Annotated in this window: 27 protein-coding genes; 26 read left to right on the top strand and 1 reads right to left on the bottom strand. The window is 50.0% G+C overall.

Features of this window, described 5'->3' with window-relative positions; translation table 11 throughout:
- Positions 1-17: 17 nt before the first annotated feature.
- A complete protein-coding gene (locus D889_RS0109780) occupies positions 18-962 on the bottom strand; it encodes a DUF1385 domain-containing protein (RefSeq protein WP_010631985.1) in 945 nt (314 codons plus the stop codon).
- Positions 963-1,189: 227 nt separating this feature from the next.
- On the opposite strand from D889_RS0109780, the gene D889_RS0109775 reads away from it, so the two are divergent.
- The 26 genes from D889_RS0109775 to D889_RS0109645 all read left to right on the top strand — a co-directional run bounded on the left by D889_RS0109775 (position 1,190) and on the right by D889_RS0109645 (position 24,470).
- A complete protein-coding gene (locus D889_RS0109775) occupies positions 1,190-1,696 on the top strand; it encodes a YqhR family membrane protein (RefSeq protein WP_010631984.1) in 507 nt (168 codons plus the stop codon).
- Positions 1,697-1,903: 207 nt separating this feature from the next.
- Complete coding sequence (gene efp / locus D889_RS0109770; RefSeq protein ID WP_010631983.1) at positions 1,904-2,461, top strand: elongation factor P; 558 nt, start codon at positions 1,904-1,906, stop codon at positions 2,459-2,461.
- Between the two features lie 207 nt (positions 2,462-2,668).
- Positions 2,669-3,616: a stage III sporulation protein AA gene (gene spoIIIAA, locus D889_RS14950; protein ID WP_010631982.1), complete on the top strand. Its 948-nt coding sequence runs from the start codon at positions 2,669-2,671 to the stop codon at positions 3,614-3,616.
- Positions 3,613-4,128 (top strand): stage III sporulation protein SpoIIIAB, encoded by a 516-nt coding sequence (gene spoIIIAB, locus D889_RS0109755; protein ID WP_010631981.1) that lies wholly within the window; start codon positions 3,613-3,615, stop codon positions 4,126-4,128. The genes spoIIIAA and spoIIIAB overlap by 4 nt, the downstream gene beginning before the upstream one ends.
- Before the next feature lie 44 nt (positions 4,129-4,172).
- Positions 4,173-4,376, top strand: coding sequence for a stage III sporulation protein AC (gene spoIIIAC, locus D889_RS0109750; protein ID WP_010631980.1), 204 nt, complete (start codon positions 4,173-4,175; stop codon positions 4,374-4,376).
- A gap of 6 nt (positions 4,377-4,382) precedes the next feature.
- Entirely contained in the window at positions 4,383-4,769 is a 387-nt protein-coding gene (gene spoIIIAD / locus D889_RS0109745; protein WP_010631979.1) for a stage III sporulation protein AD, read from the top strand.
- Positions 4,770-4,784: 15 nt separating this feature from the next.
- Positions 4,785-5,975: a stage III sporulation protein AE gene (gene spoIIIAE, locus D889_RS0109740; RefSeq protein WP_010631978.1), complete on the top strand. Its 1,191-nt coding sequence runs from the start codon at positions 4,785-4,787 to the stop codon at positions 5,973-5,975.
- A gap of 9 nt (positions 5,976-5,984) precedes the next feature.
- Entirely contained in the window at positions 5,985-6,614 is a 630-nt protein-coding gene (gene spoIIIAF / locus D889_RS0109735; RefSeq protein ID WP_018962309.1) for a stage III sporulation protein AF, read from the top strand.
- Positions 6,611-7,276 carry a stage III sporulation protein AG gene (spoIIIAG, locus tag D889_RS0109730; protein WP_010631975.1) on the top strand — a complete coding sequence of 222 codons (666 nt, stop codon included), beginning with the start codon at positions 6,611-6,613 and terminating at the stop codon, positions 7,274-7,276. Before spoIIIAF ends, spoIIIAG begins: the two co-directional genes overlap by 4 nt.
- Positions 7,277-7,298: 22 nt before the next feature.
- Positions 7,299-7,826, top strand: coding sequence for a SpoIIIAH-like family protein (locus D889_RS0109725; RefSeq protein ID WP_010631974.1), 528 nt, complete (start codon positions 7,299-7,301; stop codon positions 7,824-7,826).
- Positions 7,827-8,096: 270 nt separating this feature from the next.
- Entirely contained in the window at positions 8,097-8,585 is a 489-nt protein-coding gene (accB, locus tag D889_RS0109720; RefSeq protein ID WP_010631973.1) for an acetyl-CoA carboxylase biotin carboxyl carrier protein, read from the top strand.
- Positions 8,586-8,600: 15 nt separating this feature from the next.
- The gene (gene accC / locus D889_RS0109715; protein ID WP_010631972.1) at positions 8,601-9,953 is read left to right on the top strand and encodes an acetyl-CoA carboxylase biotin carboxylase subunit; all 1,353 of its coding nucleotides are present in this window, start codon (positions 8,601-8,603) and stop codon (positions 9,951-9,953) included.
- Between the two features lie 20 nt (positions 9,954-9,973).
- Positions 9,974-10,381: an Asp23/Gls24 family envelope stress response protein gene (locus D889_RS0109710; RefSeq protein WP_010631971.1), complete on the top strand. Its 408-nt coding sequence runs from the start codon at positions 9,974-9,976 to the stop codon at positions 10,379-10,381.
- A 70-nt stretch (positions 10,382-10,451) separates the two neighbouring features.
- On the top strand, positions 10,452-10,859 hold the full coding sequence (gene nusB, locus D889_RS0109705) for a transcription antitermination factor NusB (RefSeq protein WP_010631970.1): 408 nt from the start codon (positions 10,452-10,454) through the stop codon (positions 10,857-10,859).
- A gap of 58 nt (positions 10,860-10,917) precedes the next feature.
- The gene (gene folD, locus D889_RS0109700) at positions 10,918-11,790 is read left to right on the top strand and encodes a bifunctional methylenetetrahydrofolate dehydrogenase/methenyltetrahydrofolate cyclohydrolase FolD (protein ID WP_010631969.1); all 873 of its coding nucleotides are present in this window, start codon (positions 10,918-10,920) and stop codon (positions 11,788-11,790) included.
- Positions 11,777-13,132, top strand: coding sequence for an exodeoxyribonuclease VII large subunit (gene xseA / locus D889_RS0109695; RefSeq protein WP_010631968.1), 1,356 nt, complete (start codon positions 11,777-11,779; stop codon positions 13,130-13,132). Before folD ends, xseA begins: the two co-directional genes overlap by 14 nt.
- Entirely contained in the window at positions 13,129-13,401 is a 273-nt protein-coding gene (gene xseB / locus D889_RS0109690; RefSeq protein ID WP_010631967.1) for an exodeoxyribonuclease VII small subunit, read from the top strand. Before xseA ends, xseB begins: the two co-directional genes overlap by 4 nt.
- Positions 13,398-14,282, top strand: coding sequence for a polyprenyl synthetase family protein (locus tag D889_RS0109685; protein ID WP_010631966.1), 885 nt, complete (start codon positions 13,398-13,400; stop codon positions 14,280-14,282). The genes xseB and D889_RS0109685 overlap by 4 nt, the downstream gene beginning before the upstream one ends.
- Positions 14,283-15,081: 799 nt before the next feature.
- A complete protein-coding gene (locus tag D889_RS0109680) occupies positions 15,082-15,699 on the top strand; it encodes a hypothetical protein (RefSeq protein ID WP_010631965.1) in 618 nt (205 codons plus the stop codon).
- Between the two features lie 3 nt (positions 15,700-15,702).
- Positions 15,703-17,625, top strand: a complete 1,923-nt coding sequence (dxs, locus tag D889_RS0109675) for a 1-deoxy-D-xylulose-5-phosphate synthase (RefSeq protein WP_010631964.1) — start codon at positions 15,703-15,705, stop codon at positions 17,623-17,625.
- Entirely contained in the window at positions 17,622-18,440 is an 819-nt protein-coding gene (locus D889_RS0109670; protein WP_010631963.1) for a TlyA family RNA methyltransferase, read from the top strand. The genes dxs and D889_RS0109670 overlap by 4 nt, the downstream gene beginning before the upstream one ends.
- Before the next feature lie 143 nt (positions 18,441-18,583).
- Positions 18,584-20,281, top strand: a complete 1,698-nt coding sequence (recN, locus tag D889_RS0109665; protein WP_010631962.1) for a DNA repair protein RecN — start codon at positions 18,584-18,586, stop codon at positions 20,279-20,281.
- 180 nt (positions 20,282-20,461) lie between these two features.
- Positions 20,462-21,718, top strand: coding sequence for a SpoIVB peptidase (gene spoIVB / locus D889_RS0109660; RefSeq protein ID WP_010631961.1), 1,257 nt, complete (start codon positions 20,462-20,464; stop codon positions 21,716-21,718).
- Positions 21,719-21,912: 194 nt separating this feature from the next.
- The gene (gene spo0A / locus D889_RS0109655) at positions 21,913-22,719 is read left to right on the top strand and encodes a sporulation transcription factor Spo0A (protein ID WP_010631960.1); all 807 of its coding nucleotides are present in this window, start codon (positions 21,913-21,915) and stop codon (positions 22,717-22,719) included.
- Positions 22,720-23,114: 395 nt separating this feature from the next.
- Positions 23,115-23,990 carry a GRP family sugar transporter gene (locus D889_RS0109650; protein ID WP_238537654.1) on the top strand — a complete coding sequence of 292 codons (876 nt, stop codon included), beginning with the start codon at positions 23,115-23,117 and terminating at the stop codon, positions 23,988-23,990.
- Between the two features lie 210 nt (positions 23,991-24,200).
- Complete coding sequence (locus D889_RS0109645) at positions 24,201-24,470, top strand: phosphocarrier protein HPr (RefSeq protein WP_010631958.1); 270 nt, start codon at positions 24,201-24,203, stop codon at positions 24,468-24,470.
- The last annotated feature ends 731 nt before the right edge of the window (positions 24,471-25,201 follow it).

Raw genomic sequence — 25,201 nt, 5'->3', positions numbered from 1 at the left:
TCACCTCCGTTAAAGAATTAAAGAATCTGATCTTGTGGAAGTTGTTCGCTCTCAATCGAATCTTCTGAAGCACGCATTTTTTTAAATGCTCTGATCCCGATCTCAATCTGTTCTCTGTCCGGTTCCTTGGTGGTCAGCAGCTGAACTGACAACCCGGGATACCCCAGCCAGCGGAGAACAGGAATGTGACGGACGCGATTGGTGAATTTGAGAATTTCAAAAGCCAGTCCGAGATCGAGCGGGATCAGCAGGATACGCGTGACAAATCGCAGCCAGAGCGGATTCGTCGGGACAAAGAAGTAGAGAAACACACTGATCAGCGCGGTGAAGACAATGAAACTTGAGCCGCAGCGATAGTGGAACCGGGAATGCTTCTGCACGTTTTCTACCGTCAGTGCCTCGCCGCTTTCAAAGGTATTGATCACTTTATGCTCTGCGCCATGATATTGGAACAGCCTTTTCATGAGCGGTGTCAGCGAGATCGCATAAATATACCCAACCAGCAAGAGGACCTTGAACAGCCCTTCGAGCAGGACCTGACCGGTTCTTCCGCTGATCCAGGGTTCAAACAGGCTGGCCACCCAGGCTGGAACCAGTGTGAAGACAAATTTGGCAAACAGGAAAGAGAGGATGCCCAGTGCCGTGAGACCGATCCAGGCGCTGAGCCCTTTCGCCGGTCTCTCGGCGATTGCCGCATCGTCTGAAGGGTCCTGTTCAAAAACTTCAGATGCGTAGTTCAGATGACGTGTTCCGATGGCACTCGCTTCAAAAATGGCGACGATACCACGCAGAATCGGGATCTTTTTGAGCAGGCGCAGTGAAGGATAGTGTTTTTTCCTGCATTCGAAGTAGGTCACGGAGCCGTTGTTCCTTCGTACAGCGGTTACTGTTGTATACTTTCCACCCATCATGACGCCTTCGATGACAGCCTGGCCGCCATAGTAAAGAGGGATTTTTGCCATTAAATCATCAGCCCGATTCTTCATTATTGATTCGTTACGTTTATCGAATAGCCTATACATAGACTATATTAACTGAAATGGCGATAAATCTCTAGAAAGACGGCCTTGAAATGGTAAAATGATTGCCCGGGCCCGGACTCCAGCCAGGTCAATGCATGATTCTTCAATTGGCGGGCATCCTGTGAAAAGAAAACCGTTCGGGGTCGGTGTTGTGGATGGCTAGAAAAATGAAAAAGAATAAGCCGGCGGCGGCAAAAAATAAGCAGCCATCTTTCGGCAAGTCAGTTGGCCGCACAACGGTTATCGGACTGTTTGCCGGATTCTTCTGGGGATCGATCGCTCTGGTCTGTCAGCTGATCCATTTTTCATCGGTTGGTCCTTCGCTCCTGTTTTCACCTTTTATTCCGAGGAAAATCAATCAGCGGATGCTCACGCAATTTATCGCAATTGCGGTCATCTGTCTGATCTCGGTCATTGTCGCGCTCCTGTTTCAACTCATCCTGTCACGGTTCAAGACGATCTGGACCGGAATCGGCTATGGCATTCTGCTATGGGCGGCCGTATTTCTCGGACTTCAGCACTGGTTACCCGGCCTGCCCGTGTTTTTTCGTCTCGGCTGGAATACCTTCTGGACGACGCTCTGCCTGTTTATGCTTTACGGACTCTTCATCGGTTATTCCATTGCTTTTGATCTGAATGAAAAACCCGCTGCCGCGAACTATTCAAAAGAGTAGGGCTGTGTTAAACTATGAACAGTATTTTGGACTCGCGAGCTTCATTTGTTCCGGGAGACGACAATCGCTCTCTTCCAATAGATAGTCCGGATATCGGTCCGGGGGGATTGGAAGGGTTCGTTTTTGTGCGCGGAGGGATTTCACGGCTTACCGTAAGCCTCTTTCCAGGTCGTCCCGGCGCGGCGTATTCTGAAGAGGAGGAAGACAATGATTTCGGTCAATGATTTTAAAACAGGACTTACCATTGAGGTAGACGGAGACATTCTTTCCGTCATTGAGTTTCAGCATGTTAAACCAGGTAAAGGAGCTGCATTTGTCCGCTCCAAACTGAGAAACCTCAGAACAGGTGCCATTCAGGAAAAAACATTCCGCGGTGGTGAAAAAGTCAGCCCTGCGCATATTGACAACCGCAAGATGCAGTATCTGTATTCCAGCGGTTCCACGTATACGTTCATGGATACGGAAACTTATGAGCAGCTGGATCTGGACGCCGACCAGATTAAGGAACAGCTGAACTTCCTGAAAGAAAACATGGAGGTTAACGTTCAGTCTTACAAGGGCGAAACGATTGGTGTGGCACTTCCGAATACCGTTGTGCTGGAAGTGGCTTCTACAGAACCGGGGATCAAGGGCGACACCGCGTCCGGCGGTTCGAAACCGGCCACTCTGGAGACAGGATATGTTGTTCAGGTGCCGTTCTTCGTCAATGAGGGAGACAAGCTCGTCATTGATACACGCTCCGGCCTTTATGTTTCCCGTGCATAAACAAATTGTGAAAAGTACATGTTCAATAAAGTCATCAGTGTCCGCCAGCCGGGCACTTTTTATTTTGCCTTCTTTCCTTCCGGGAACGCTGCCGGCTGAACGAGACCGATGCATATCAGGGACAGGCCGGCATATATTTGAGTAAACACAACGTCCGAAAAATCGTGAGAGAAACCGGACCGATAGTGAATCAGCCAGGTGATGTACATGATCGAACAAATTTTGGAATGGCTGCCGGATTTTGTCCGATCGGCGGTGATTCAGATGCCGGAAGACAGGCGGCGCAATCTGGAAGAGATCAGGCTGCGTACCGGTCAGATACCTGAAATTATCTGCTCCGACGGTCTCTGGATCGATCCAGATAAAAAGCAGCGCCGTTTCACGCGGCATGATGCGGCGGCCATGCTGCAAAAGATAAGCGGCTACTCCCTGTACACCATGGAAGAAGAACTGCGGCGCGGTTATATTACGGTGCGCGGGGGACACCGGATCGGCCTGGCCGGCAGAGTCATCACGGAAAATGGCCGGGTACGCCGGCTTCGTGATGTTGCCTTCTTTAATGTCCGGATTGCCCGCCAGAAGATCGGTGCCGGGCGCCCCCTGATCGATTACCTGTATCAGGATCATCGCTGGCTCAGCACGCTGTTCATCGGCGCCCCGCAGACCGGCAAAACAACTTTGCTCCGCGATCTCGCGCGCTTCATCAGCAACGGACTCCCGGAGAGGGGTATTCCTGGGGAAAAAACGGGGATCATTGATGAACGTTCGGAAATTGCCGGCTGTGTCGGCGGTGTGCCGCAAAATGATGTCGGTCCAAGGACGGATGTTCTGGATGCCTGTCCCAAGGCTGAAGGAATGATGATGATGATCCGTTCGATGAGTCCCGGCGTTCTGGCTGTCGATGAGATCGGCGGCAGGGAAGATATGGATGCGCTCGTTGAAGCACTTAACGCCGGAGTCACAGTTCTGGCGTCTGCCCATGCCGGTTCCCTGGATGAACTGAGAAAACGTCCTTCTTTTCTTAAAGTGCTGAACATTCATCTGTTCGAACGCTATGTCGTTCTGACACGGACCAGAGGGAAAAGAGCCTGCCGTTTTTCTGTGCTGGACGAGCTCGGCGGGACCATGACGACAATAGAGGAGGTCTGGCGATGATCCGCTTGTCCGGTGCTCTGCTCATCGTTTTCACCACAGCTTATGCTGGTTTTTTCCTGGCGGCAGCCTATCGAAACCGCCCTAAAGAAATCCGCCAGTGGCGGTCTGCCTTGCAGTTGATGGAAACAGAGATCCTGTACGGCCAGCTGCCGGTCACGGATCTGGCTGCTCAGTTATCCAGGCAGCTTCCGATGCCGGCCGCCCGTTTCTTTAAAGACCTGTATAAGCGCCTGAGCGCCGGCCAATTACCGCTTCGGACGGCCTGGATTCAGGCATCAGAGGCGTTCTGGCAGGATACGGCAATGAGACAGTCTGAAAAACAGATTATCCTGCAATTCGGAGAGACACTCGGACAGGAAGACACCCTGAATCAGCAGAAGCATATTCGTCTGGCCATGGCTCATCTGAAGCGTGAAGAAGAGGAAGCTGCCGCCAGTCAGAAGGCAAACGAACGGATGATGCGCAGTCTCGGACTGCTTACCGGCATATTAATTGTACTGGTTCTGTATTGAGTCTGCCCGACGCAGAGTCTGATTCTGGAAAGAAGGGACCTTGGATGTCGCTTGATGTGAATACGATCTTTCAGATTGCCGGAATCGGTATCATTGTCGCAATGATCCAGACTGTCTTGAAACAGATGGGGAAAGATGATTGGGCCCAGTGGGTGACTCTGATCGGATTCGTCGTCATCTTGTACATGGCCGCTACGATGATCGACGATTTATTTGAAAAAATAAAAAGTGTCTTCCTTTTTCTTTAAGATTCGATGGACATTCTGCAGATTGTCGGTATGGGTCTGGCGGCAACCTTCCTGGCATTAATTCTTAAACAGAACAATCCTGTTTTTGCTCTTCTGTTATCTCTGATCGTCGGGACATTCATCTTCATCATGCTGGTCGATCAAATCGGGATGATCATGGGCGTTCTGAAGAAAATGGCGGAGACGGCCCATCTGAATGGCGTTTATGTGGCGACCGTATTGAAAATTATCGGCATTGCCTACATTTCTGAATTTGGTGCCCAGATTGCGCGGGATGCCGGCCAGAGTGCGCTCGCAGGAAAGATTGAACTTGCCGGTAAAATCGCCATCCTTGTGCTGGCGATGCCGATTCTTGCAGCGATCGTCGATGCGGTCATGAATCTGATGCCCTAGTCAGGAGGATAACCGATGGGTAGTTTTCGATACGTGAAGTATCCGGCAGTGATCCTTATGCTTACCCTGACTGTTTTCTTTCTACTCACTCCGCAGCCGGCGTCGGCTGCATCTGTGACCCCGGATCAATGGTCGCAGCAGGAGCTTGGACGGATGGATACAACCACGATAGAGACATTCTGGAATCATGTGGTCGATCAGTATCATGGCTATCTGCCTGAAACAGATCCGAATTTCAAAGGCTTTATCTTGTCGGACAAACAGGGTTTCCTGAAAAGGCTTTTTTCCGGTATGCTTCATTTTTTTCTGAATGAGCTGCTCGTCAGCAGCAAACTGCTCGGGACGCTGATCATGCTGGCCGTCTTTGCAAACCTGCTTCAGGCAATCCAGTCCGCATTCGAGGTAAAGACTGTCTCTAAAGTAGCCTCAATAGTTGTCACACTCGTTCTGCTGATCCTCCTGTTGAATAGTTTCAAATTGGCTGCTGATTTTACGAATAACACCGTGAGCGCGATGAGCCAGTTTCTGCTGGCACTGATCCCGATGATCTTCGGTCTGACAGCAGCAACCGGCGGAGCAGCGTCCGTTGCGTTTTTCCATCCCTTGATTATCTTCCTGGTCAACGTTTCCGGCTGGCTCGTCTCAGCCTTTATTCTGCCCATGCTTTTTATGTCCGCCTTGCTTAACATCGTCAGCACATTGTCCGACCATTACAAATTAAATCGCCTGGCGGATCTTTTAAAAAATACAGCGTTGTTCACACTCGCTTCATTTTTTGCCGTTTTTCTCGGTGTCATGTCCGTTCAAGGTGCCGCCACTGCGGTTTCAGACGGACTGATGGTCAAGTCGGCCAAATTTTTTACCGCTAATTTCCTGCCGGTTGTCGGCAGGATGTTTACCGAAGCGGCGGATACGGTGATCAGCGCTTCAGCGATACTTAAAAATACCATCGGCATCGCCGGTCTCCTGATCCTTTTCTGCATCACAATTTTCCCGCTGATCAAAGTACTCTCTCTGGTCTTTATCTATAATGTTGCCGGAGCGGTGCTGCAGCCGCTCGGGAAAAGCCCGGTGAACGATTGCCTGGTCATCATGGCCAAAGTGATGTTCCTGATGTTTGCCTGTCTGGCTGTTGTTTCACTGATGTTCTTTCTTGCCCTGACCATCATCATCACCTCAGGAAATCTATCCCTGATGATTCGCTAGGAGGTAGCGATGGCCTATCTGGAAAACTGGATCGCACAACTCGTGCTGATCCTCCTGTTTGCCGTGATTCTGGAACTTCTGCTGCCATCGGGCGATTTTCAGAAATATGTCCGGTTCGTCATCAGTCTCGTCCTGATTGTCGTCCTGCTGAACCCGATGATTCAGCTGTTTCATCTGAATCCTGAAACATTGATCCAGGGATTCAGAACAGATCAGGGGAGCAGCCAGTTGAATCAGGCATCCAATCAGAAAAAAAAAGAAATAGAAAAGGCACAGGCCGCATATATTCAGGAACAGATGGCTGTCCGGTTATCCGATCAGGTCAGTGGGCCCCTGGCTGAACGCTTTGGTCTTCGGATTACCCGCATGGATCTGCCGGTCGATCCGAATGCCGATAATCCTTTAAAAAACGGCATTCAGGTAACTGTCGGCAGAACGGGCAAATCATCCGCAGAGAACAGCAGTTCTCAGTCTGTGACCCCTGTGAAGCCTGTTTCCATTCAGATCGGTACAGTCACTTCGACGGTCACGCCGGCACCATCCGGAAAAACGGACGAGATCCGGTCTTTTCTCGCCCGGCGCTGGGGCATTGACAAAAGTCTGATCGGACTCCGGATCGAGGGAGGCGAGAAGGAATGAAAGATTTGCCTGATCTGATAAAAAGGTTTCTGCGCCGGATTTTAGAGAGAAACGGGACGACCCCGACGAAGCGGAAAGCACTGTTCCTTCGGCTCGCCGTCCTGATGATGCTCGGTATCGCCCTGCTTATCGGCAACCGGCTCTTTGCCTCCCCGCCTGCCGGAAGCTCATCCGGGAAAGTTGTCCAGACGTTCAGCAGTACCGATGCAAAGAAACTGTCGCAGATCAATACCGACAGCGGCAAGGCGCCTTCCGCCTCGCTGGCAGCCTATGAAAGCTATGTGAATCAGAATCTGAAAAATATTCTGGAACAGATTGAGGGTGTATCCAATGTCTCGGTGATGGTCACTTTTTCATCAACAGAGAAGAGCATTTATCAAAATGACGTGAAGACCCAGGATAACCAGACGGTGGAGAGTGATCAGAAAGGCGGCACACGGCGGATTAATCAGCGGAATCAGGAAACTCAGGTTGTGATGATTGATAAAAACGGCACGAAAGAACCTGTGATGATCGGCAAGGAGCAGCCTGCGGTCAGGGGATGCATCGTTGTTGCGGCCGGTGCTTCCCAGCCGGCGATCCGTGCAGAAATCATGGATGCCGTTTCTACAGTTCTTGCGATCCCTGATTATCAGGTCAAAGTGCTGCAAAAGAGTGAATAGAGAATAAGGAGGCAATTTCCAAATGGTCAAAAAACAAACGGTTTGGCTGCTCACTATGCTCAGCCTGATAGTCGTTCTCTCTGTTTATGCTTTGAATGCTCCGGACAAGCCGTCCGGCAGTACCTCCGGCAGTTCGCAGGGGGCGCACCAGGCAGTCAGCGGGAAGAATAGCGCTTCAGTCAAAGTGACCTCCTCTGAAAATAAACTTGGTCAGATTGAACTGGATAAAGCATCTGCGCGCGCGCAGCAGCAGAAGCAGTATGAGAGCGTGATTGCTTCAAGCAAGAGTTCAGCAAAAGAAGCCAGCGCGGCCTATGATAAAATGCAGGCGATGAAGACCGCGGCGAGCAATGAGACAATGCTGGAAGATGCAATTCAGTCGAAGGGTTACAAGAATGCGGTGGTCAGGGACAACGGGAGCGACGTGCAGATCTATGTCGATGCCAGACAGCTGACGGATCAGCAGGCGAACAGTCTCATCCGGCTGGCCAATCAGTATCTTGGAGCCGGACATGTAGTCAGTGTAGGCTATAATCTCGGGGCAAAATAAGTTGGTGCCGGTATCTTCCTGAGACGGGCCATTTTTCGATGAGACCGGTCTGATCAAAGAAAAAGTTTGCCGGGCTTAATAAATAAGTGAAGATTTTTTGAACAAAATTAGGTACAATAGGACTGTTGCGGCAACCTGCAGCAGTTTTTTATTTGGCCCACAGCTGCAGAATTAACTCACCAACATGGCCGGACTGTTCATTGCAGAGCCGGCATCCGGTGTTATGCTATAATGAATTGAAAAGTGTGAGGAAATAAAGGAGTGCTGGGATTGTTAAGTATTGACGATATCAAAGCTTTAATGAAGGAGCTGGATTCATCTTCCCTCAGTGAGCTGAAGTATGAAACGGATGAAACAAAAATAACGCTTCGCAAGGCATCGGCGTTCGCCGGCCGGGGGAAAGTTCAGCCGGCGGCGGCTGCTCAGGCGGTTCCGGCTCCGGCTGCTCAGGCAGCTGATCAGCCCGCTGCCGCCCAGGCAGATCATTCGCAGAAGCAGGACACAGAAAATGATCCTTCACTGCACAAGATCACGGCACCTATGGTGGGGACGTTCTTCGCTTCCCCGAAACCGGATGAGGATGCCTATGTGAAAAAGGGGTCCAAAGTTGACAAGAAGACAGTGGTCTGTATCGTCGAAGCCATGAAACTGTTTAATGAGATCGAAGCAGACTGCAAGGGGACGATCGTCGATATCCTGGCCGAGGACGGACAGCTTGTCGAATATGGTCAGCCGTTATTTTTGGTAAAGGAAGATTAAGGAGTCAGTTGTTTAATGATAAAAAAAGTGTTAATCGCCAACAGAGGAGAAATTGCTGTCCGGATTATCCGTGCCTGCAAAGAAATGGGCATTGAAACCGTTGCGGTATATTCGCAGGCTGACCGGGAGGCGCTGCACGTCCAGCTTGCCGATGAAGCCTATTGTATCGGACCGAATTCGCCGAAGGACAGCTATCTGAACTTCACCAATATCATCAGTATTGCCACGCTGACCGGATGCGACGCGATTCACCCCGGTTATGGTTTTCTCTCTGAGAATGCCGACTTCGCCGAAATGTGTGAGGACTGCGGTCTGATTTTCGTCGGACCTTCATCCGATGCAATTAGTAAAATGGGGATCAAAGACGTTGCCAAACAGACGATGAAGCATGCGGGAGTGCCGGTGGTTCCCGGTTCTGACGGCGTCATTTCCGGTGTTGATGAAGGTGTACGTATTGCTTCAAAAATCGGCTATCCGGTACTGATCAAAGCGACGGCCGGCGGCGGCGGAAAAGGAATCCGAATCGCGCGGGATGAATCCGAACTGAGGCACGGTATTGCGATTACACAGCAGGAAGCGAACACTTCATTTGGCAATTCCGGTGTCTATATTGAAAAGTATATTGAAGATTTTCGTCATGTTGAGATCCAGATCCTGGCAGACCAGCACGGGAATGCCATTCATCTGGGTGAACGTGACTGCACCATCCAGCGCCGCCTTCAGAAACTGCTTGAGGAATCACCTTCTCCGGCACTGACCGGCGAGAAGCGTGAAGAGATGGGACAGGCCGCTGTCCGTGCGGCGAAGGCCGTGCACTATTGCGGGGCCGGGACGCTGGAATTCATCTACGAACCGAACGGATCCTTCTATTTCATGGAAATGAATACCCGGATACAGGTAGAACACGGTGTGACGGAATATGTGACCGGCGTAGATCTGGTTAAGGAACAGCTCCGCATCGCATCAGGCGAACCTCTTTCCGTGAAACAGTCAGATATTCACCTGAGCGGGCATGCTATTGAGTGCCGGATCAATGCGGAAAATCCTGAAAAGAACTTTATGCCGTCATGCGGGCGGATTGAGACTTATCTGCCGCCCGGCGGGCCTGGTATCCGGGTGGATTCAGCAGCCTATCAGGGCTACTTTATCCCGCCGTATTATGATTCCATGATTGCCAAGGTCATTGCCTATGGAAAAACGCGCGACGAAGCGATTGCGATTATGAAACGCGCTCTGGGCGAATATGTCATTGAGGGTATCCATACAACAATTCCTTTTCATTTGCGCCTGATCAGTCATCCTGTTTTCGCCAGTGGCCGGTTTAATACAAAATTTCTAAAAAAATATCCGCTTAATAAACAGGAATAATCTTTGGAGGTGTGACACTCATGCCAGACAATGAGATAAGGTCGCCGGAGGACGCGGAGCATCGTGACGACCTTGGGAAAATTGAAATTTCCCCCGACGTCATCGAAATCATTGCCGGGCTTGCGGCACTGGAAGTATCCGGTGTTGCGGCGATGCACGGCAATTTTGCATCCGGAATGGTCGACAAACTGAGCGGCCGGAAATACAGCAGAGGGGTTAAGGTCGATCTGACAGACAACGGCATTGTCATCGATGTCCACCTGACCGTGAATTTCGGCACGTCGATTCCGGATGTCGCAGAAAATGTTCAGGTGAATATTATTCGTGCACTGAAAAAAATGACAGCACTGGAAGTCGAAAAAATCAATATTCATGTCGTCGGCATCCAGTTCGATTCACCTGAGCGAAAAACAATCGGAGAAGATTAAGAAGCAAGGGGATCGGCATGTATCTCTTTGCTTTTTTCTGTATTAAACGATGTCAGAGAGGAAGTTGGAAATGAAACGCAGACAATCGCGGGAGATGGCCCTGCAGGTGCTGTTCCAGATGATGCTGAGCGGGACCGACAGAAAGACGGCATGGGAGGCGGTCAATGAACAGGATCTCCCGGAAGATCCTTTTGTGGATCGTCTTCTGGACGGGATATCCGGCCATGAGAAAGAGATCGACCAATGGATCGGCCGCCATTTAGTAAACTGGTCTTTCGACCGGATCGGAAATATCGACAAGGCAATATTACGGCTGGCAGTCTGTGAACTGCTGTATTTCGACGATGTGCCGGATACGGTAACGATCAGCGAAGCAGTTGAGTTATGCCGGAAGTTCAGTGATGAGAAGTCGAGAAAATTTGTCAATGGAGTATTGTCGAGCATAACACGTGAATTGCTGGACAAAGCTGAAAGATGACAGGCAGATTCTGAGGCGTCGCGGACAAAAATTTGGAATAACGAAAGGCGGAAGATGAATGACGGCGAAATTGATTGACGGGAAAGCCATTGCTGCGGCAAAACGGCAGAATATGAAAGCGAAGGTAGCATTGCTTAGCCGGAAAGGCCTGGTCCCCGGACTTACCGTAGTTCTTGTCGGCGAAAATCCGGCATCCCGTTCCTACGTCAGGGGGAAAATTAGGGATTGCAAGGAAGTCGGCATTAATTCACAACTGATTCATCTTCCTGAAACAGTCAGCGAAGAAGCGTTGCTGGAACAGATTGACCGGTTAAATGCCGATGAGAACGTGCACGGCATCCTGGTGCAGCTGCCGCTTCCGGAACAGATTTCCGAACAAAAGGTGATCGACGCGATCCGTCCGGACAAGGATGTCGACGGTTTCCACCCGGTCAATATCGGCAGAATGATGACCGGTCAGGACGGCTTCATCCCTTGTACGCCGGCAGGGATTATCGAGATGCTCAAAACGGAACAGATTGACATTGCCGGGAAACATGCCGTGATTGTCGGCAGAAGCCATATTGTCGGGAAACCGGCTGCACAGCTGCTGCTGAACCACAATGCAACGGTGACGATTTGCCATTCAAAGACCAGATCGCTGGCCGACTATACCCGTCAGGCCGATATTCTCGTTGTTGCTGTCGGCCGTGCCGGACTGATCGGTGCCGATGCGATCAAGCCGGGCGCCGTGGTGATTGATGTCGGAATGAACCGCAACAGCGAAGGCAAACTGGTTGGCGATGTTGATTTTGCAGGGGCAAGTCAGGTGGCCGGTTTGATCACTCCTGTGCCGGGCGGAGTCGGTCCGATGACGCGTGTCATGCTGCTTGAGAATACATTAAAGGCTGCTGAGAACGCCCTGAAGCGGGCAAATCATGCTGCAGGATGACCGCTATGTCAGTGTCACCCGGCTGACGCGCTATATCAAACAGAAAATGGAATCGGACGAGCTGCTTCGGGAAGTCTGGCTGAAAGGGGAAATATCCAATTTCAAACGGCATTCCCGCGGCCACCTTTATCTGACACTCAAAGACAATAACGCACGCATCCGCGCAGTGATGTTTGCCGGCAATGCCAGATCGCTGACTTTCGAGCCGGAAGACGGGATGAAGGTACTTGTGCGCGGTTCGATCTCGCTTTATGAACCTTATGGAGAATACCAGATTTATATCCGCCAGATGGAACAGGACGGGCTGGGCAGACTTTACCTGGCCTACGAAGCATTGAAGAAAAAGCTAGAAACCCAGGGTATGTTCGACACGGCCCGAAAAAAGCCGATTCCGGCTGCGGCCAGAGAAATTGCCATTATCACGTCCCCGACCGGTGCTGCGATTCGCGATCTGTTCACGACGATTAAGCGACGGTCTCCTTCTGCCCGCCTGAGTGTTTTTCCGGTGCTTGTACAGGGCGCCGGGGCCGCACCGTCGATTGCTTCCGCGATTGAGCAGGCGAACAGGATCAATACTTTTGACCTGCTGATCGTCGGCAGAGGCGGCGGATCGATCGAGGATCTGTGGGCGTTCAATGAAGAAATTGTGGCTAAAGCAATTTTTCAGTCACACATACCGGTCATCTCTGCAGTAGGTCACGAAACGGATTTTACAATTGCCGATTTTGTCGCCGACAAACGGGCACCGACACCGACGGCAGCTGGAGAATTCGCCGTTCCGGATGTCCGGGATCTGTCCAGACAGTTAAACAGCGATGTCGCCCGCCTGATCCAGGCTATGAAAAACGGATATATGCGCGGCCGGGACCGGCTGAAACGGGCACGTGACGCCTATGCATTCCGCTATCCCGGCCAGCTGATTTTGCAGAAGGAACAGGAATATGACCGGCTGGCCGATCGCCTGGAAAAAGGTATGGCCGGACAGTTGAACGGAAGACGGGAACAGCTCAATCTAAACGATCGTCTGCTTGGCAAGAACCGGCCGGACGCAATGATCAGCCGAGCCGAGGCAAGCTTGAAAGACTGGACCGCCCGTCTTGCCCGCTCGGCGCAGAACGACCTTCAGACTCGAAGTGCCCGTTTTCGCCAGATTGTTTTGCAGCTCAACGCACTGAGTCCGCTGAAAATCATGGCGCGCGGATACAATCTGGCTTACAATCAAAAGCATGAGCTGGTCAAATCGGTCAGGCAACTGGCTCCGGGTGACCCGTTAATGATCCGGATGCATGATGGAAAAATAGACTGCCAGATCTGGGGTATTGAGGAGGCAAAGAAAAAATGACGGATGACAATCATCAGGATGATGCACAGGCTAGTGACAAAAAGAATCCGACTTTCGAAGAGGCAATGGAGCAGCTGGAGAAGATTGTCGGCCAGCTGGAACAGAATGATGTCCCACTGGAAAAGGCGATCGGCCTCTTTCAGCAGGGGATGGCTTTGTCGCATTTATGTCATGACAAACTGGATCTAGTCAGTAAAAAGATGGATCAGCTGATTGACAGCAGCGGCCAGTCGCAGCCGTTCTCTGTTCAGGGGGATGAAGATCGGTGAACGCGTCGCTGCACGATTATATGGCATCTAAAAAAGTGTGGCTGGAAGAAAAGCTGCCTGATTTTCTGGAACAGGCCTCGATTCCCGGCAAACTGAAGGAATCGATGATCTATTCACTGATGGCCGGAGGAAAACGGATTCGGCCGATCCTCCTTTTTGCGACGCTTGATGCCCTGGGCTGCCGGGAAGAAAAAGGGCTGTCGACCGCGATCGGGCTGGAAATGATTCATACCTATTCCCTGATCCATGATGATCTGCCGGCAATGGACAATGATGATCTGCGAAGAGGCAAGCCGACGAATCATGTGATTTTCGGCGAAGCAACAGCCGTTCTTGCCGGTGACGGTCTGCTGACTGCAGCCTTTGATCTGGTTGCCGGAGATCCTGCACTGAATGCTGAAATCCGCTGCCGGATCCTTCAGATGCTGGCGAATGCGGCAGGACCTGAGGGTATGGTCGGCGGGCAGGAAGACGATCTGGAGGCGGAAGAGAAGACGCTGACCATCGATGAACTGATGTCTGTGCATCGAAGGAAAACAGGAAGGCTGATCTGCTTCCCGGTAGCTGCGGCTGCGGTCATTGCCGGTGCTCCGGAACATCAGCGGCGCGCACTGGAACAGTACGCCGGGCACCTCGGGCTTGCTTTCCAGATCGGTGACGATATTCTCGATATTTCCGGAAGCGAGCAGGAACTGGGAAAGCCGGTCGGCAGCGATCTGGTCAATCATAAAAATACATATGTCAGCCTGCTGACCATGGAGGGTGCAAGGAAGAAACTGGAAGATCATGTTGCATCAGCTAAAAAAGCGCTGCGCGAAAGCGGCATTCATTATGGCGTTCTCTCGGATCTGGCTGATTACCTTCAGACGCGGACGCATTAACAGGATTGAGCAGTTTTTGTTTTTATGATAGAATAGAATTAGTTATTATGCAGGTGGTGCAGTATTCTAGTCACTCCACTTTATTTGAAGACGGGGCTAAAAATCCGTCAAAGGGCACATCGATGAAGTTCCTGGTGCCGGCTTAAGGCGCCCAGCTTTGGGCTGGTACTGGGAGTAAAGGGTGTAGGGCGATCCGCAACGGCATGTGGGCGAAGACCCTGCGCCCGTGGAGACACAAAACGTTGTTTGCTTTTGATGCAAAATGACTGAGTGGAAAACCTGTTTGTAAGTACTTTTTATAAGGAAAAGCAGACAGCGTAGCCTGCCTTGAGTGGAAAAGAGGGGATGGAGACGCGGAACTGCCGGTCGCTTGGCCGGCACCGGCGGCGTGCGCCTTCCTGAAATCAATTCTGCAAAAGAGGCTAGAATAAAGTTTCAAGAGTGCTTGAGGAAATCTCCTAGACTGTCTGTCCGGATGCGGACAGCACCGGGAAAGGATTATAGTGCGGCCTGAGTGGTGTTCCAGTTCGGCGTCTGGTGACGACGCCGGTCAGGCTTTAAAAGGAAACTGCCCGCATGGCAACATCGGGTGGCCTGACGGGAAAACCTACTGGACCTAAGCCGCAATGTTTACTTTCCCAGTGACCTCCTGCTTTACATATTAAAGTTATGGACTGAATAAGTATAAGATAAAAGGTTCAGATCAGAAATGGCCGGTGCAGGTCCATTTTCGAATTGATCCGTTAAGGATGTGACGACTTGGTTTCCTCTGCAGTCTGGGGGAAGACCGGAACGGTGAATGAAAAACGAACTGAAGAATTCACTAAGATGGGCGTTGCCCCTAGCCGTTATCACGCTTGTGCTGGCGGCTATTTTTTCAATTATATCAACGGTCGTTTTGAATCATGCCGGGGTGTTTTCAGGCATTTTTGTGGTTCTTGTGATTATTCTGATCGCCTTGTTTTTTGATATAATTGGCGTGGCAGCGACCGCTTCGAATGAGGCACCCTTCCATTCGATGGCATCGAAGGGCATGCGCGGCGCAAGATATGCTGTATGGCTGACGAAGAACGCAGACAGAGTGAATACGTTCTGTACAGATGTCATCGGCGACATCAGTGCGATTATCAGTGGTACGGCTGCTTCTGTTGTTGTTGCTGAGATGATCGCCATGATCGCCTCGAACCGGGGCAGTTTCATTGAGAATGTGCTCTCTGTTGTGATGACCTGCTTTGTGGCTGCGACAACGGTATTTGTCAAAGCACTCGGGAAAACGTTTGCCATTAAAAATGCAACAAAGATCATTTATAAAGTCGGGTACGTGATTTTTTTTGCTGAGCATCATCTTCATCTGCCGGTGCTGAATCTGCTTGATAAAAAAACAAATACAGATAAAAAACGGAAAAAGGGTGAATAACCCATGGATCTGACGTCAATTAAAAATCCTGAATTTCTGAAACATTTGTCTCTGGAACAGATGAATCGCCTTGCAGCGGATATCCGCCGGTTTTTAATCAATAAACTGTCCAAGACCGGCGGCCATCTTGCACCGAATCTTGGCGTTGTGGAGCTGACGATTGCTCTGCACCGGGTATTTCACAGTCCGGAAGATAAACTCATCTGGGATGTCGGCCATCAGACTTATGTGCATAAAATCCTCACAGGAAGAGCGGGCCGGTTCGACAGCCTGCGCCAGTATAAGGGGCTATGCGGTTTTCCAAAGCGCAGTGAGAGCAAGCATGACGTCTGGGAAACGGGACACAGTTCCACGTCGCTGTCGGCGGCGCTTGGAATGGCTGTCGCCCGTGATCTGAAAAAGGAAAAGTTCAGCGTCATTGCGGTAATCGGCGATGGAGCCCTGACAGGCGGGATGGCTCTTGAGGCGCTGAATAATATCGGCCAGCTCAAGAAAGATATGATCATCATATTGAATGATAATGAGATGTCGATCGCGCCGAATGTCGGCGCCATGCATAATATGCTGGACCGAATCCGCTCCGCACAGAAATATACAAAAGCAAAAGAAGATATCGAGTATCTGATGAAACGGATTCCTGCTTTCGGCGGCCGGCTGGCATCGGTGGCCGAGCGGATGAAGGACCGCTTTAAATATCTCTTTGTCTCAGGCGTTTTTTTTGAAGAGCTCGGGATCACCTACCAGGGGCCGGTTGACGGCCATAACCTCAGTGCCCTGATCGATAACCTGAACCTTGCCAGAAAACGCAAGGGGCCGGTTCTGATTCATGTCCTGACGCAGAAAGGGAAAGGCTACAGGCCGGCCGAGATGGACCTGATCGGCACCTGGCACGGGACCGGTCCTTATAAAATCGAATCCGGTGCATTTATCAAGCCGGTGGCCGCTGCGCCGTCTTACAGCAAGGTAGTTAACGATACCTTGCAGGAACAGGCACGTAAAGACGACAAAATCGTGGTCATCACGCCGGCCATGGTCGTCGGGTCGAAACTTGAAGGCTTTGCCCATGAATTTCCCGACCGGCTTTTCGACGTCGGTATTGCGGAGCAGCATGCCGCCACGTTTGCCGCCGGGCTCGCCACACAGGGCATGAAACCGGTGCTGTCGATCTACTCGACGTTTATGCAGCGGGCCTACGATCAGCTTGTGCATGACATTTGCCGTCAGAAACTGAACGTGGTTATTGCCGTCGACCGGGCCGGGCTGGTCGGTGCCGACGGTGAAACCCATCAGGGCGTCTTCGACATCAGCTTTCTGCGGGCAATGCCGAATATGACGATCATGATGGGTAAAGATGAGAACGAATTGAGAAACATGGTTTTTACGGCATTGCAGTATCACGACGGACCGATTGCCGTGCGCTTTCCCCGCGGAAACGGAACTGGTGTAAAAATGGATCGTGTACCGGTGCAGATACCGATCGGAAAATGGGAAGTTATCCGCGAAGGTGCCGACGCCGTGATCCTGAGCTTTGGACCGATGCTTCGGGTTGCTGCTGAAGCAGCCAAAGCCTTGAATACAGAAGGCGTGCATGTCGGCATCGTCAATGCCCGCTTCCTTAAACCGCTGGACGGAGAACTGCTGAATACACTTGCTAAAGCGGGAAAACCGGTGCTGACTCTGGAAGAAGGGGTGCTCGCCGGCGGCTTCGGTTCCAGCGTTCTGGAATATTTCGCTGAGCACGGCGTGCAGGATCTCGCGGTCGACATCATGGGCATTCCTGATCAGTTTGTCGAGCACGGCAGTGTCCGCGAGCTCTGGAAGGAACTTGGACTCACCGCTGACGGCGTCTGTGCCCGGATCAGGAAACTGATCAAGAAGCCGGTGTCGGATCAAAAACATGTAAAAAGAAGGATCACCCTGCCATGAAGGATAAAGAGCGCGTCGACGTCCTCTTAGTCCGGGACGGCCTGTTTGAGTCGCGTGAAAAAGCGCAGCGGGCGGTAATGGCCGGTATGGTGTACCTTGACAACCGGCGAGTGGATAAACCGGGAAGCAAGCTGGACAGTACGGTCCGCCTGGAAGTCAGGGGAAGGACACTGCCTTATGTCGGGCGCGGCGGTCTGAAACTGGAGAAGGCTTTGAAGATATTTCCTGTGGATGTCCGTGACCGGCTGATGCTTGATATCGGCGCTTCCACCGGTGGATTTACAGACTGCGCGCTTCAGAACGGTGCAGCAAAAGTATATGCCCTTGACGTTGGCTACAATCAGCTTGCCTGGAAACTGCGGAGCGACCCCAGAGTGATCGTTATGGAGAAAACCAACTTCCGTTATTGCACATCCGATGATTTTCAGCAGGGGCAACCGGACTTTGCGACGACAGATGTATCATTTATATCGCTGAAAAAAATTCTTCCTCCGCTGATGGACATCATTGTTCCCCGCAGTTCGGCCGTTGTCCTGATCAAGCCGCAGTTTGAGGCGGGACGGGATGAAGTCGGCAAGAAGGGAATTATCCGGGATCCGGACGTCCATCTGGAAGTGCTTCAGAACATACTCGAGTTTGCACTGAAGACAGGTTTCAGTCTGTGCGGACTGGATTATTCCCCAATCACCGGCGGGGACGGAAATATCGAATTTTTAGCCTGGCTCCAGGCGGACGGCGCCGGTGCAGAGAATAAATTGAAAGAGCGGCCTGAAGACATTGTTTCCCGGGCCCATCAGGAACTGGATAAAAGGTGAACAAAAAATCATTTCAGAGAGCGTGCAGGCTCTCTTTTTTCATCTTCTTTGTCCGCGCTATTTGGGCACAGATATTGACGAATGGATAAAAACAGGTGACAATAAGTAAAGAACCTGTGTTCGCTTTTCAGGAGGTGCTTCGGGTGCTCGCAGAATTGCAGATCAAGAATTTTGCGCTTATTGATCGGCTGAACCTTTCGTTCGAAAAGGGAATGTCCGTCTTCACCGGTGAGACAGGTGCCGGTAAATCCATAATTATCGATGCCATCGGTCTGCTTGCCGGGGGACGTGCGTCGACGGAATATGTCCGTCACGGGACTGAGAAAGCAGAAATCGAGGGTCAGTTTGATATTGACGGAAATTCTAAAGCTTTTCAGGTCATGGACGATCAGGGCATTGATCATGACGATCAGACAGTGATTATCAGCCGCGAAATCTCAGCAAAAGGCAAAAGTGTCTGCCGAGTGAATGGAAAACTCGTCACGCTGGCTGTTCTTCAGAAGATTGGCCGAAAATTGATCGATATTCACGGCCAGCATGAGCACCAGCTGCTTCTCGACCCGGATCAGCATCTGCCGCTGATCGATCTGTTCGGCGGCGATAAACTGGCTGTGCTTAAAGAGACGTATCGCCGGCAGTATCAGAAGACAGCAGAAATAGCTGCGCAGCTGGCTAAATTCAATAAGAGTGAAAAGCTTGCGGCCCAGCGAATTGATTTGCTGAAGTATCAGATCCGCGAGATCAGCGAAGCACATCTTCAGGAAGGCGAAGATGAGACACTTGAAGACGAAAAAAACCGGCTGACGCATTTCCAAAAGGTATTTCAGGCACTGAAGACAGCCTACGAAGCACTCGACGGTGAGAATATGGGCCTGGACTGGATCCGGAAAGCGTCGACAAGTCTGGACTCCGTTCAGGATATGGGTAAGGAGATCGGCACATTTTCCGAATCGGTGGCCAATTGCCGTTACACCCTTGAAGATCAGGCAGCTTCGCTGCGCGATTATCTGGAACAGATGGCGTACCATCCGGAACGGCTTGACGAAATTGAGACACGTCTGGATCGTATTTCTCTATTGAAACGAAAATACGGGGCAAGTATCACCGAGATCCTCAGTTATCTCGATAAAATCGGCAGGGAATATGATGACTTGACACATCGCGACCAGAAAATGGACGAGCTCTATGCTGCATTTCAGGAGCATCTGGTGAAACTGAAACAAGCGGCCCTGTCTGTTTCCCAAATCCGCCAGAAAACAGTGGTCCAGCTCAACAAATCGGTCAGCAGTGAACTGAAGGATTTATACATGAATCATGCCCGCTTTGAAGCAAGGCTGAACCGAAATGAAAATCTCAGCACTTTTGAAAATTATCATCCGGATGGCATTGATGAGGCAGAATTTTTTATTACGACCAATCCCGGTGAACCGATGCGGCCGCTGGCGAAGATTGCATCCGGCGGCGAATTGTCCCGGATTATGCTTGCGCTGAAATCAAACTTTCGCCGCGTTATGGGCGTCTCGTCGATCATTTTTGATGAGGTGGACACCGGCGTCAGCGGTCGTGTTGCCCAGGCCATGGCGGAGAAAATATTCAGTCTGTCGAAGTCGAGCCAGGTATTCTGCATCACCCATCTTCCGCAAGTCGCAGCGATTGCCGACCATCATTTTTATATCTCAAAGCGGGTGACGCCGGAACACAGGACCCTGACATCGGTGAAAAAGCTGAATGAAGAGGATAAGATTAATGAGATCGGCCGAATGATTTCAGGAACACAGATGACGGAACTGACGCGCCGTCATGCGCACGAACTCCGTGTGATGGCGGAAAAAGTGAAATAACGGAAAATAAGGGATCATCGCCCGGTTTCAGTCGCCAAAGCTTTGGCTCCAGAATTGGTATCACTCCCCTTGAATGGCAGCAATCGATTTATCATGCGGCTCATAATTCTACCTTGCCCCGGCAACTTTAATAAATGCACGGCAAAGATGGATGCAGGACTGGAGCGAGGAGAGTGCATTATGGGAAGGAGAAAAAGAAAGATCGGCTGGCTGTCGGGACTGATACTGGCAGTCGCTGTGATTGTGTTAAGTCTTACCGGGCCGGAGCAAGTTATCGGTCATATTAAGTCCGGTCCCGGGTCACAATATGACGATCAGGGGCATGAAGCAGTGCTGGCATCTGCAGGACATAATTTCCGTCAGCTGAGGGCCGGATTAATCCAGAAGAAGGCATCAGGAAGCCTGGAGACTCTGTCGGCAGACCGATCCGCACTGGCGGTTCAGAGTCAGGATCAGAGAAGACTGATTCCGGGCGGTCAGTCCATCGGCATTCGCGTCGCAACGCACGGCGTACTTGTGGTCGGCTATCATCTGGTCCCGGCGGCTTCCGGGAAGCCGCCGCTGTCACCTGGAGAAATTGCCGATATACGAATCGGTGACGTTATTACGAAAATTAACGGAACAGTCATCCGAAATGTGGCGGATATACAGCGAATCATACCGGCTGCTTCATCATCCAGGCCACTGAAAATAGACGTATTAAGAAGAAATTCACTGATCAGAAAGAATCTCGTTCCGGTCCAAAACAACGGACAGAATCAATTAGGCCTGAATATCCGGGATTCGGCATCAGGTATCGGCACACTGACCTACTATGATCCGGTGACATCAGGCTACGGTGCGCTCGGCCATGTGATTTCCGATCACGACACCGGGCAGCCGATTCTGATCCGGAACGGCAATATTCTTAAAGCCTCCGTCATGGCGATCGAAAAAGGCGTACAAGGCAAACCAGGTGAGAAAATCGCGCTTTTTTCCGATCATGCCAGAACGATCGGCACAGTTGAAGAAAATACACCTTTCGGAATTTTCGGCCATTTTGAGCAGCCGATGCAGCGAAATGCACTGAACCTGCAGGAGGCACTCCCGGTAGCCCATCCGTCACAGGTTCGCGAGGGTCCGGCAAAGATTCTGACTGTGCTCAGCGGCAATCGTGTACAGGCCTTTAATATCCGGATCCTGAATGCTGAAACACAAAAAAAACCGGGAACTAAAGGACTGGTCATAAAAATTACTGATCCGCGCCTTTTGAAAGTAACCGGAGGCATCATCCAGGGGATGAGCGGAAGCCCGATCATTCAAAATGGAATGATTGTCGGAGCGGTGACACATGTATTCGTCAATGACCCCACATGCGGCTATGGGGTCCACATCGAATGGATGCTGCGAGAGAGCGGGCTGGAAGAAACCCGGAAATCTGAAGAACGGGCAAGCTGACATAAAAGAAATTCAACAAATGTCCGGCAATCGGCTGCGAAAGCCAGCGCATTTTGCTCATTTCTGTCTTATGTTGTCGAAATAAGATGAATCAGCAGGAAAAAGATCAATAATTTTCAAATTGAATAAAAAGGATTGTTCCTCTCATTGTCGAAAAACTTACATGTAGTAAATTTGATGAGGGGGATTTTCTTGTGCAGAAAATTAAAGTATGCCTGACAGATGATAACCAGGAAATGATTACATTGATCTCGGAATATCTGCGGACACAAGAAGACATGGACGTAATCGGTACGGCGAGAAACGGAAAAGAATGTCTGGAGATGCTGGGTAAGGTGGAACCGGATGTTCTGTTACTTGATATCATTATGCCGCATCTTGACGGACTCGGCGTTCTGCGGCAGATTCGGGAAAAAAATCTGCCGAACCGCCCGAAGATTATCATGCTGACGGCGTTCGGACAGGAAGACGTGACGAAAAAGGCCGTTGAGCTCGGCGCCTCCTATTTTATCCTGAAACCATTTGATATGGAGAATCTGGCGAATCAGATCCGGCATGTAGCAGGAAGAAAAGAAACGGAAAGTGCCGTTGTATCCGGAAGTAAGCCCCATCATCAGGCGGTGAAAAGCAATCATGATCTGAATGCCAGTATCACGGAAATCATCCACGAGATCGGTGTGCCTGCCCACATTAAAGGCTATATGTATCTGCGGGAAGCAATATCGATGGTTTACCATGATATCGAGCTGCTCGGTTCAATCACTAAGGTCCTTTATCCGGATATTGCCAAAAAATATAAAACAACGCCGAGCCGGGTTGAAAGAGCCATTCGTCATGCCATTGAAGTTGCCTGGAGCCGCGGAAATGTCGAGTCTATTTCATCGCTGTTCGGCTACACCATCTCAATGTCAAAGGCAAAACCAACGAACAGTGAATTCATTGCCATGGTCGCTGATAAATTAAGAATCGAAAATCGTGCAGAAGAAATGATGAAGATCTGAGCAAGGTAAACTTCGTGCTTATACCCTTTGGAAACAGTGCCGGCAATAGCAACCGGAACGATCCGTAAAACTAAGTAGATCAATTAAAAATAGCAGGGGAAGTATTCATCAATGCAGCTGGGGGAAAAGCAACATCTCAATATCATTCTGCATTTCTCAAGCACCTTTTCGCCACCTTTTTAAGTCAGGTGAGTGAGAAGGTGCTTTGATTTTTAATTTGCCGTCAAAAGGCGATTTCAGTTCCGATGAAATTCAGAATTCTCCTTAACTTTTTCAGAAATGGTTTTTATGGTATTTTTAGTAAAGTGCCGGATTTTTACTCCGGCACGACATACATAAGCTGAATGACATCGGAGAGCCTCAGCCAGAGGCACACCATGGACTTCTTCCGGAGGGTGTACGACTTGAATGGTTTGTTAATTGCACTGATCCCGGCACTATTATGGGGCACGTTGCCGCTTGTGTGCATGAAAAATGGCGGTAAGCCTGCCCATCAGGTCTTCGGGATGACGATCGGCGCTTTACTGTTTTCACTGTTTGTCTCTTTTATTTACCCACCTGACTTTGATCCGAAGGTGATGATGATCGGATTTATTTCAGGTTTATTCTGGACAATCGGTCAGTTTTATCAATTTGCATCCATGCAAACGATCGGCGTTTCTAAAACGATGCCCTTCTCAACTGGAACACAGCTGGCGGGAGCCGCCTTATTCGGCGTTATAATTTTCAAAGAATGGGATACGTCTTTCAAGCTGACGATCGGTTTCCTGGCATTGCTGCTCATTATTACAGGTGTGCTTTTCACGTCTTATGAAGGGAAAGCAAGAAGTAACCGTCAGCAAAATGGGCATCTTTTCCGGGGGATCGGCTACGTGTTTCTTTCTACACTGGGTTATCTGGCATATTTGCTGATTATTCGCTATTTCAATCTGAACGGCTGGTCGATCATTCTCTCTCAGTCTGTAGGAATGATCGTCGGTTCACTCGTTTTTTCAGCCAGGACTATTAAGGAAATTGCGAGCAAATACACGTTTAGGAATATTACTTCAGGCTTGATGTGGGGAGGCGGCAATATTGCCCTGCTGATTGCCACAAAACTCGAAGGCGTGGCTACCAGTTTTTCGATGTCCCAGATCGGCACCGTACTGTCTACATTAGGTGGCATCTTCCTGCTTCACGAAAAGAAAACAAGAAAACAGTTTGTTCTTATCCTGATCGGATGTTTACTGATTACGGTCGGCGGCATTTTCCTGGGAATGACCAAACGTTAGCAGACAATTTGAAAATATTTTTTGTGAAAAATGACAGCGTTCTAATTTTCTTCACCTTTTTCCATGACATGAGCGAAAAGGAATGATAAAATAAAAATTGTGGTTTTGCAGAATTCTGTCGATAAAGGGATGAAAACGGTTATCTGAATCCTTTTATAATTGAATTTTGACCAATACCAATTCAAGAAAATGAATGGAGCGAGTTATCAGATGGAAAAAAATTATGTTGTCACTGATGAAACGGGAATTCATGCACGTCCTGCAACGGTGCTTGTTAGTGAAGCAAGCAAGTTTGAATCAAATATCAACATTGAATACAACGGCAAGAAAGCAAATCTGAAGAGCATCATGGGTGTTATGGCTCTCGGCATTATGCAGGGTGCAGAGTTTAAAGTTATTGCCGATGGTTCGGATGCGGATGAAGCTTCTGCTGCAATCGGAAAGGTTATTGTTGCACAGGGTATCGGCAAGGAAAAATAATCAAAAACGATCTGCTTTTTCGGAAACGGGCAATGAGGAAATCTCTCATTGCCTTTTTTTATATTGTTTTTCACTCAATCGTCTGGATCGGAAGGCGCAGGACGCCCGCGGGATCGGTGCACAGCGGGCGAGGGCGGTTCGCCCAAGGGATGCAGGCACCTGCAGCGGAAAACAACGGTCAGGTTTCAACAGAGCAGCCTTCTTGAGATCATCGGATTATGGATTGCAGTCATTTGGCTGAGGATCGAATTTATTTTAAAATGGGGTTGACAATATTTTTGCTTCTTGTTATATTATTTAAGTCGCTGTCGGGGAAACACATTCAGTTATTGACAGATAACGACGGCATCGATATAATAAAGACAAGTTATCACCATAAGGGATTTGACATGTCTATCAGTTTTTGATAGTATATAAAAGTTGTCTTTTATGATGATTGCTCAGGAATCGTTCCTTGAAAACTAAATAAAAGCCAAGCGTGATTGGAAGGGTAAACCCCTTTTAGTCAATTCAATTTTGCTGAGGATCGAATGAACGAAAATGTAAGAAACGGAAGCTGAGGCTTTCGCAGGGATCGTTCAAGGGCAAGGACAAAAAGGGCCGAGGAGTTCGAGGAAGCGAAGGCGCGAGTACCGGAGCGTATTGCGATACGTGAGGAATGAAGCGGCAAGCTGACAAAGAAATCCGACAGCCATTTTTCCCGGAGCCGTTGAATATCCCCTTTTTGGAGA

Origin of the sequence: Sporolactobacillus vineae DSM 21990 = SL153 (assembly GCF_000377985.1) — a bacterium.
GTDB classification, from domain to species: Bacteria; Bacillota; Bacilli; order Bacillales; family Sporolactobacillaceae; genus Sporolactobacillus; species Sporolactobacillus vineae.
The sequence above is the reverse complement of the archived record's forward strand: the minus strand, read 5'-3'. Positions and strand labels throughout refer to the sequence as shown.

Bases quoted from the DNA above. Each gene is read 5' to 3' on its own strand.
- folD (WP_010631969.1), top strand. From the start codon at position 10,918: ATGACGGCGAAATTGATTGACGGGAAAGCCATTGCTGCGGCAAAACGG.
- xseA (WP_010631968.1), top strand. From the start codon at position 11,777: ATGCTGCAGGATGACCGCTATGTCAGTGTCACCCGGCTGACGCGCTAT.
- D889_RS0109725 (WP_010631974.1), top strand. From the start codon at position 7,299: ATGGTCAAAAAACAAACGGTTTGGCTGCTCACTATGCTCAGCCTGATA.
- nusB (WP_010631970.1), top strand. From the start codon at position 10,452: ATGAAACGCAGACAATCGCGGGAGATGGCCCTGCAGGTGCTGTTCCAG.
- D889_RS0109775 (WP_010631984.1), top strand. From the start codon at position 1,190: ATGAAAAAGAATAAGCCGGCGGCGGCAAAAAATAAGCAGCCATCTTTC.
- spoIIIAB (WP_010631981.1), top strand. From the start codon at position 3,613: ATGATCCGCTTGTCCGGTGCTCTGCTCATCGTTTTCACCACAGCTTAT.
- spoIIIAG (WP_010631975.1), top strand. From the start codon at position 6,611: ATGAAAGATTTGCCTGATCTGATAAAAAGGTTTCTGCGCCGGATTTTA.
- spoIIIAE (WP_010631978.1), top strand. From the start codon at position 4,785: ATGGGTAGTTTTCGATACGTGAAGTATCCGGCAGTGATCCTTATGCTT.
- D889_RS0109670 (WP_010631963.1), top strand. From the start codon at position 17,622: ATGAAGGATAAAGAGCGCGTCGACGTCCTCTTAGTCCGGGACGGCCTG.
- spoIIIAD (WP_010631979.1), top strand. From the start codon at position 4,383: ATGGACATTCTGCAGATTGTCGGTATGGGTCTGGCGGCAACCTTCCTG.
- D889_RS0109780 (WP_010631985.1), bottom strand. From the start codon at position 962: ATGGCAAAAATCCCTCTTTACTATGGCGGCCAGGCTGTCATCGAAGGC.
- D889_RS0109645 (WP_010631958.1), top strand. From the start codon at position 24,201: ATGGAAAAAAATTATGTTGTCACTGATGAAACGGGAATTCATGCACGT.
- spoIIIAF (WP_018962309.1), top strand. From the start codon at position 5,985: ATGGCCTATCTGGAAAACTGGATCGCACAACTCGTGCTGATCCTCCTG.
- D889_RS0109680 (WP_010631965.1), top strand. From the start codon at position 15,082: ATGAAAAACGAACTGAAGAATTCACTAAGATGGGCGTTGCCCCTAGCC.
- dxs (WP_010631964.1), top strand. From the start codon at position 15,703: ATGGATCTGACGTCAATTAAAAATCCTGAATTTCTGAAACATTTGTCT.
- spoIIIAA (WP_010631982.1), top strand. From the start codon at position 2,669: ATGATCGAACAAATTTTGGAATGGCTGCCGGATTTTGTCCGATCGGCG.
- xseB (WP_010631967.1), top strand. From the start codon at position 13,129: ATGACGGATGACAATCATCAGGATGATGCACAGGCTAGTGACAAAAAG.
- spoIVB (WP_010631961.1), top strand. From the start codon at position 20,462: ATGGGAAGGAGAAAAAGAAAGATCGGCTGGCTGTCGGGACTGATACTG.
- D889_RS0109710 (WP_010631971.1), top strand. From the start codon at position 9,974: ATGCCAGACAATGAGATAAGGTCGCCGGAGGACGCGGAGCATCGTGAC.
- efp (WP_010631983.1), top strand. From the start codon at position 1,904: ATGATTTCGGTCAATGATTTTAAAACAGGACTTACCATTGAGGTAGAC.
- accC (WP_010631972.1), top strand. From the start codon at position 8,601: ATGATAAAAAAAGTGTTAATCGCCAACAGAGGAGAAATTGCTGTCCGG.
- spoIIIAC (WP_010631980.1), top strand. From the start codon at position 4,173: ATGTCGCTTGATGTGAATACGATCTTTCAGATTGCCGGAATCGGTATC.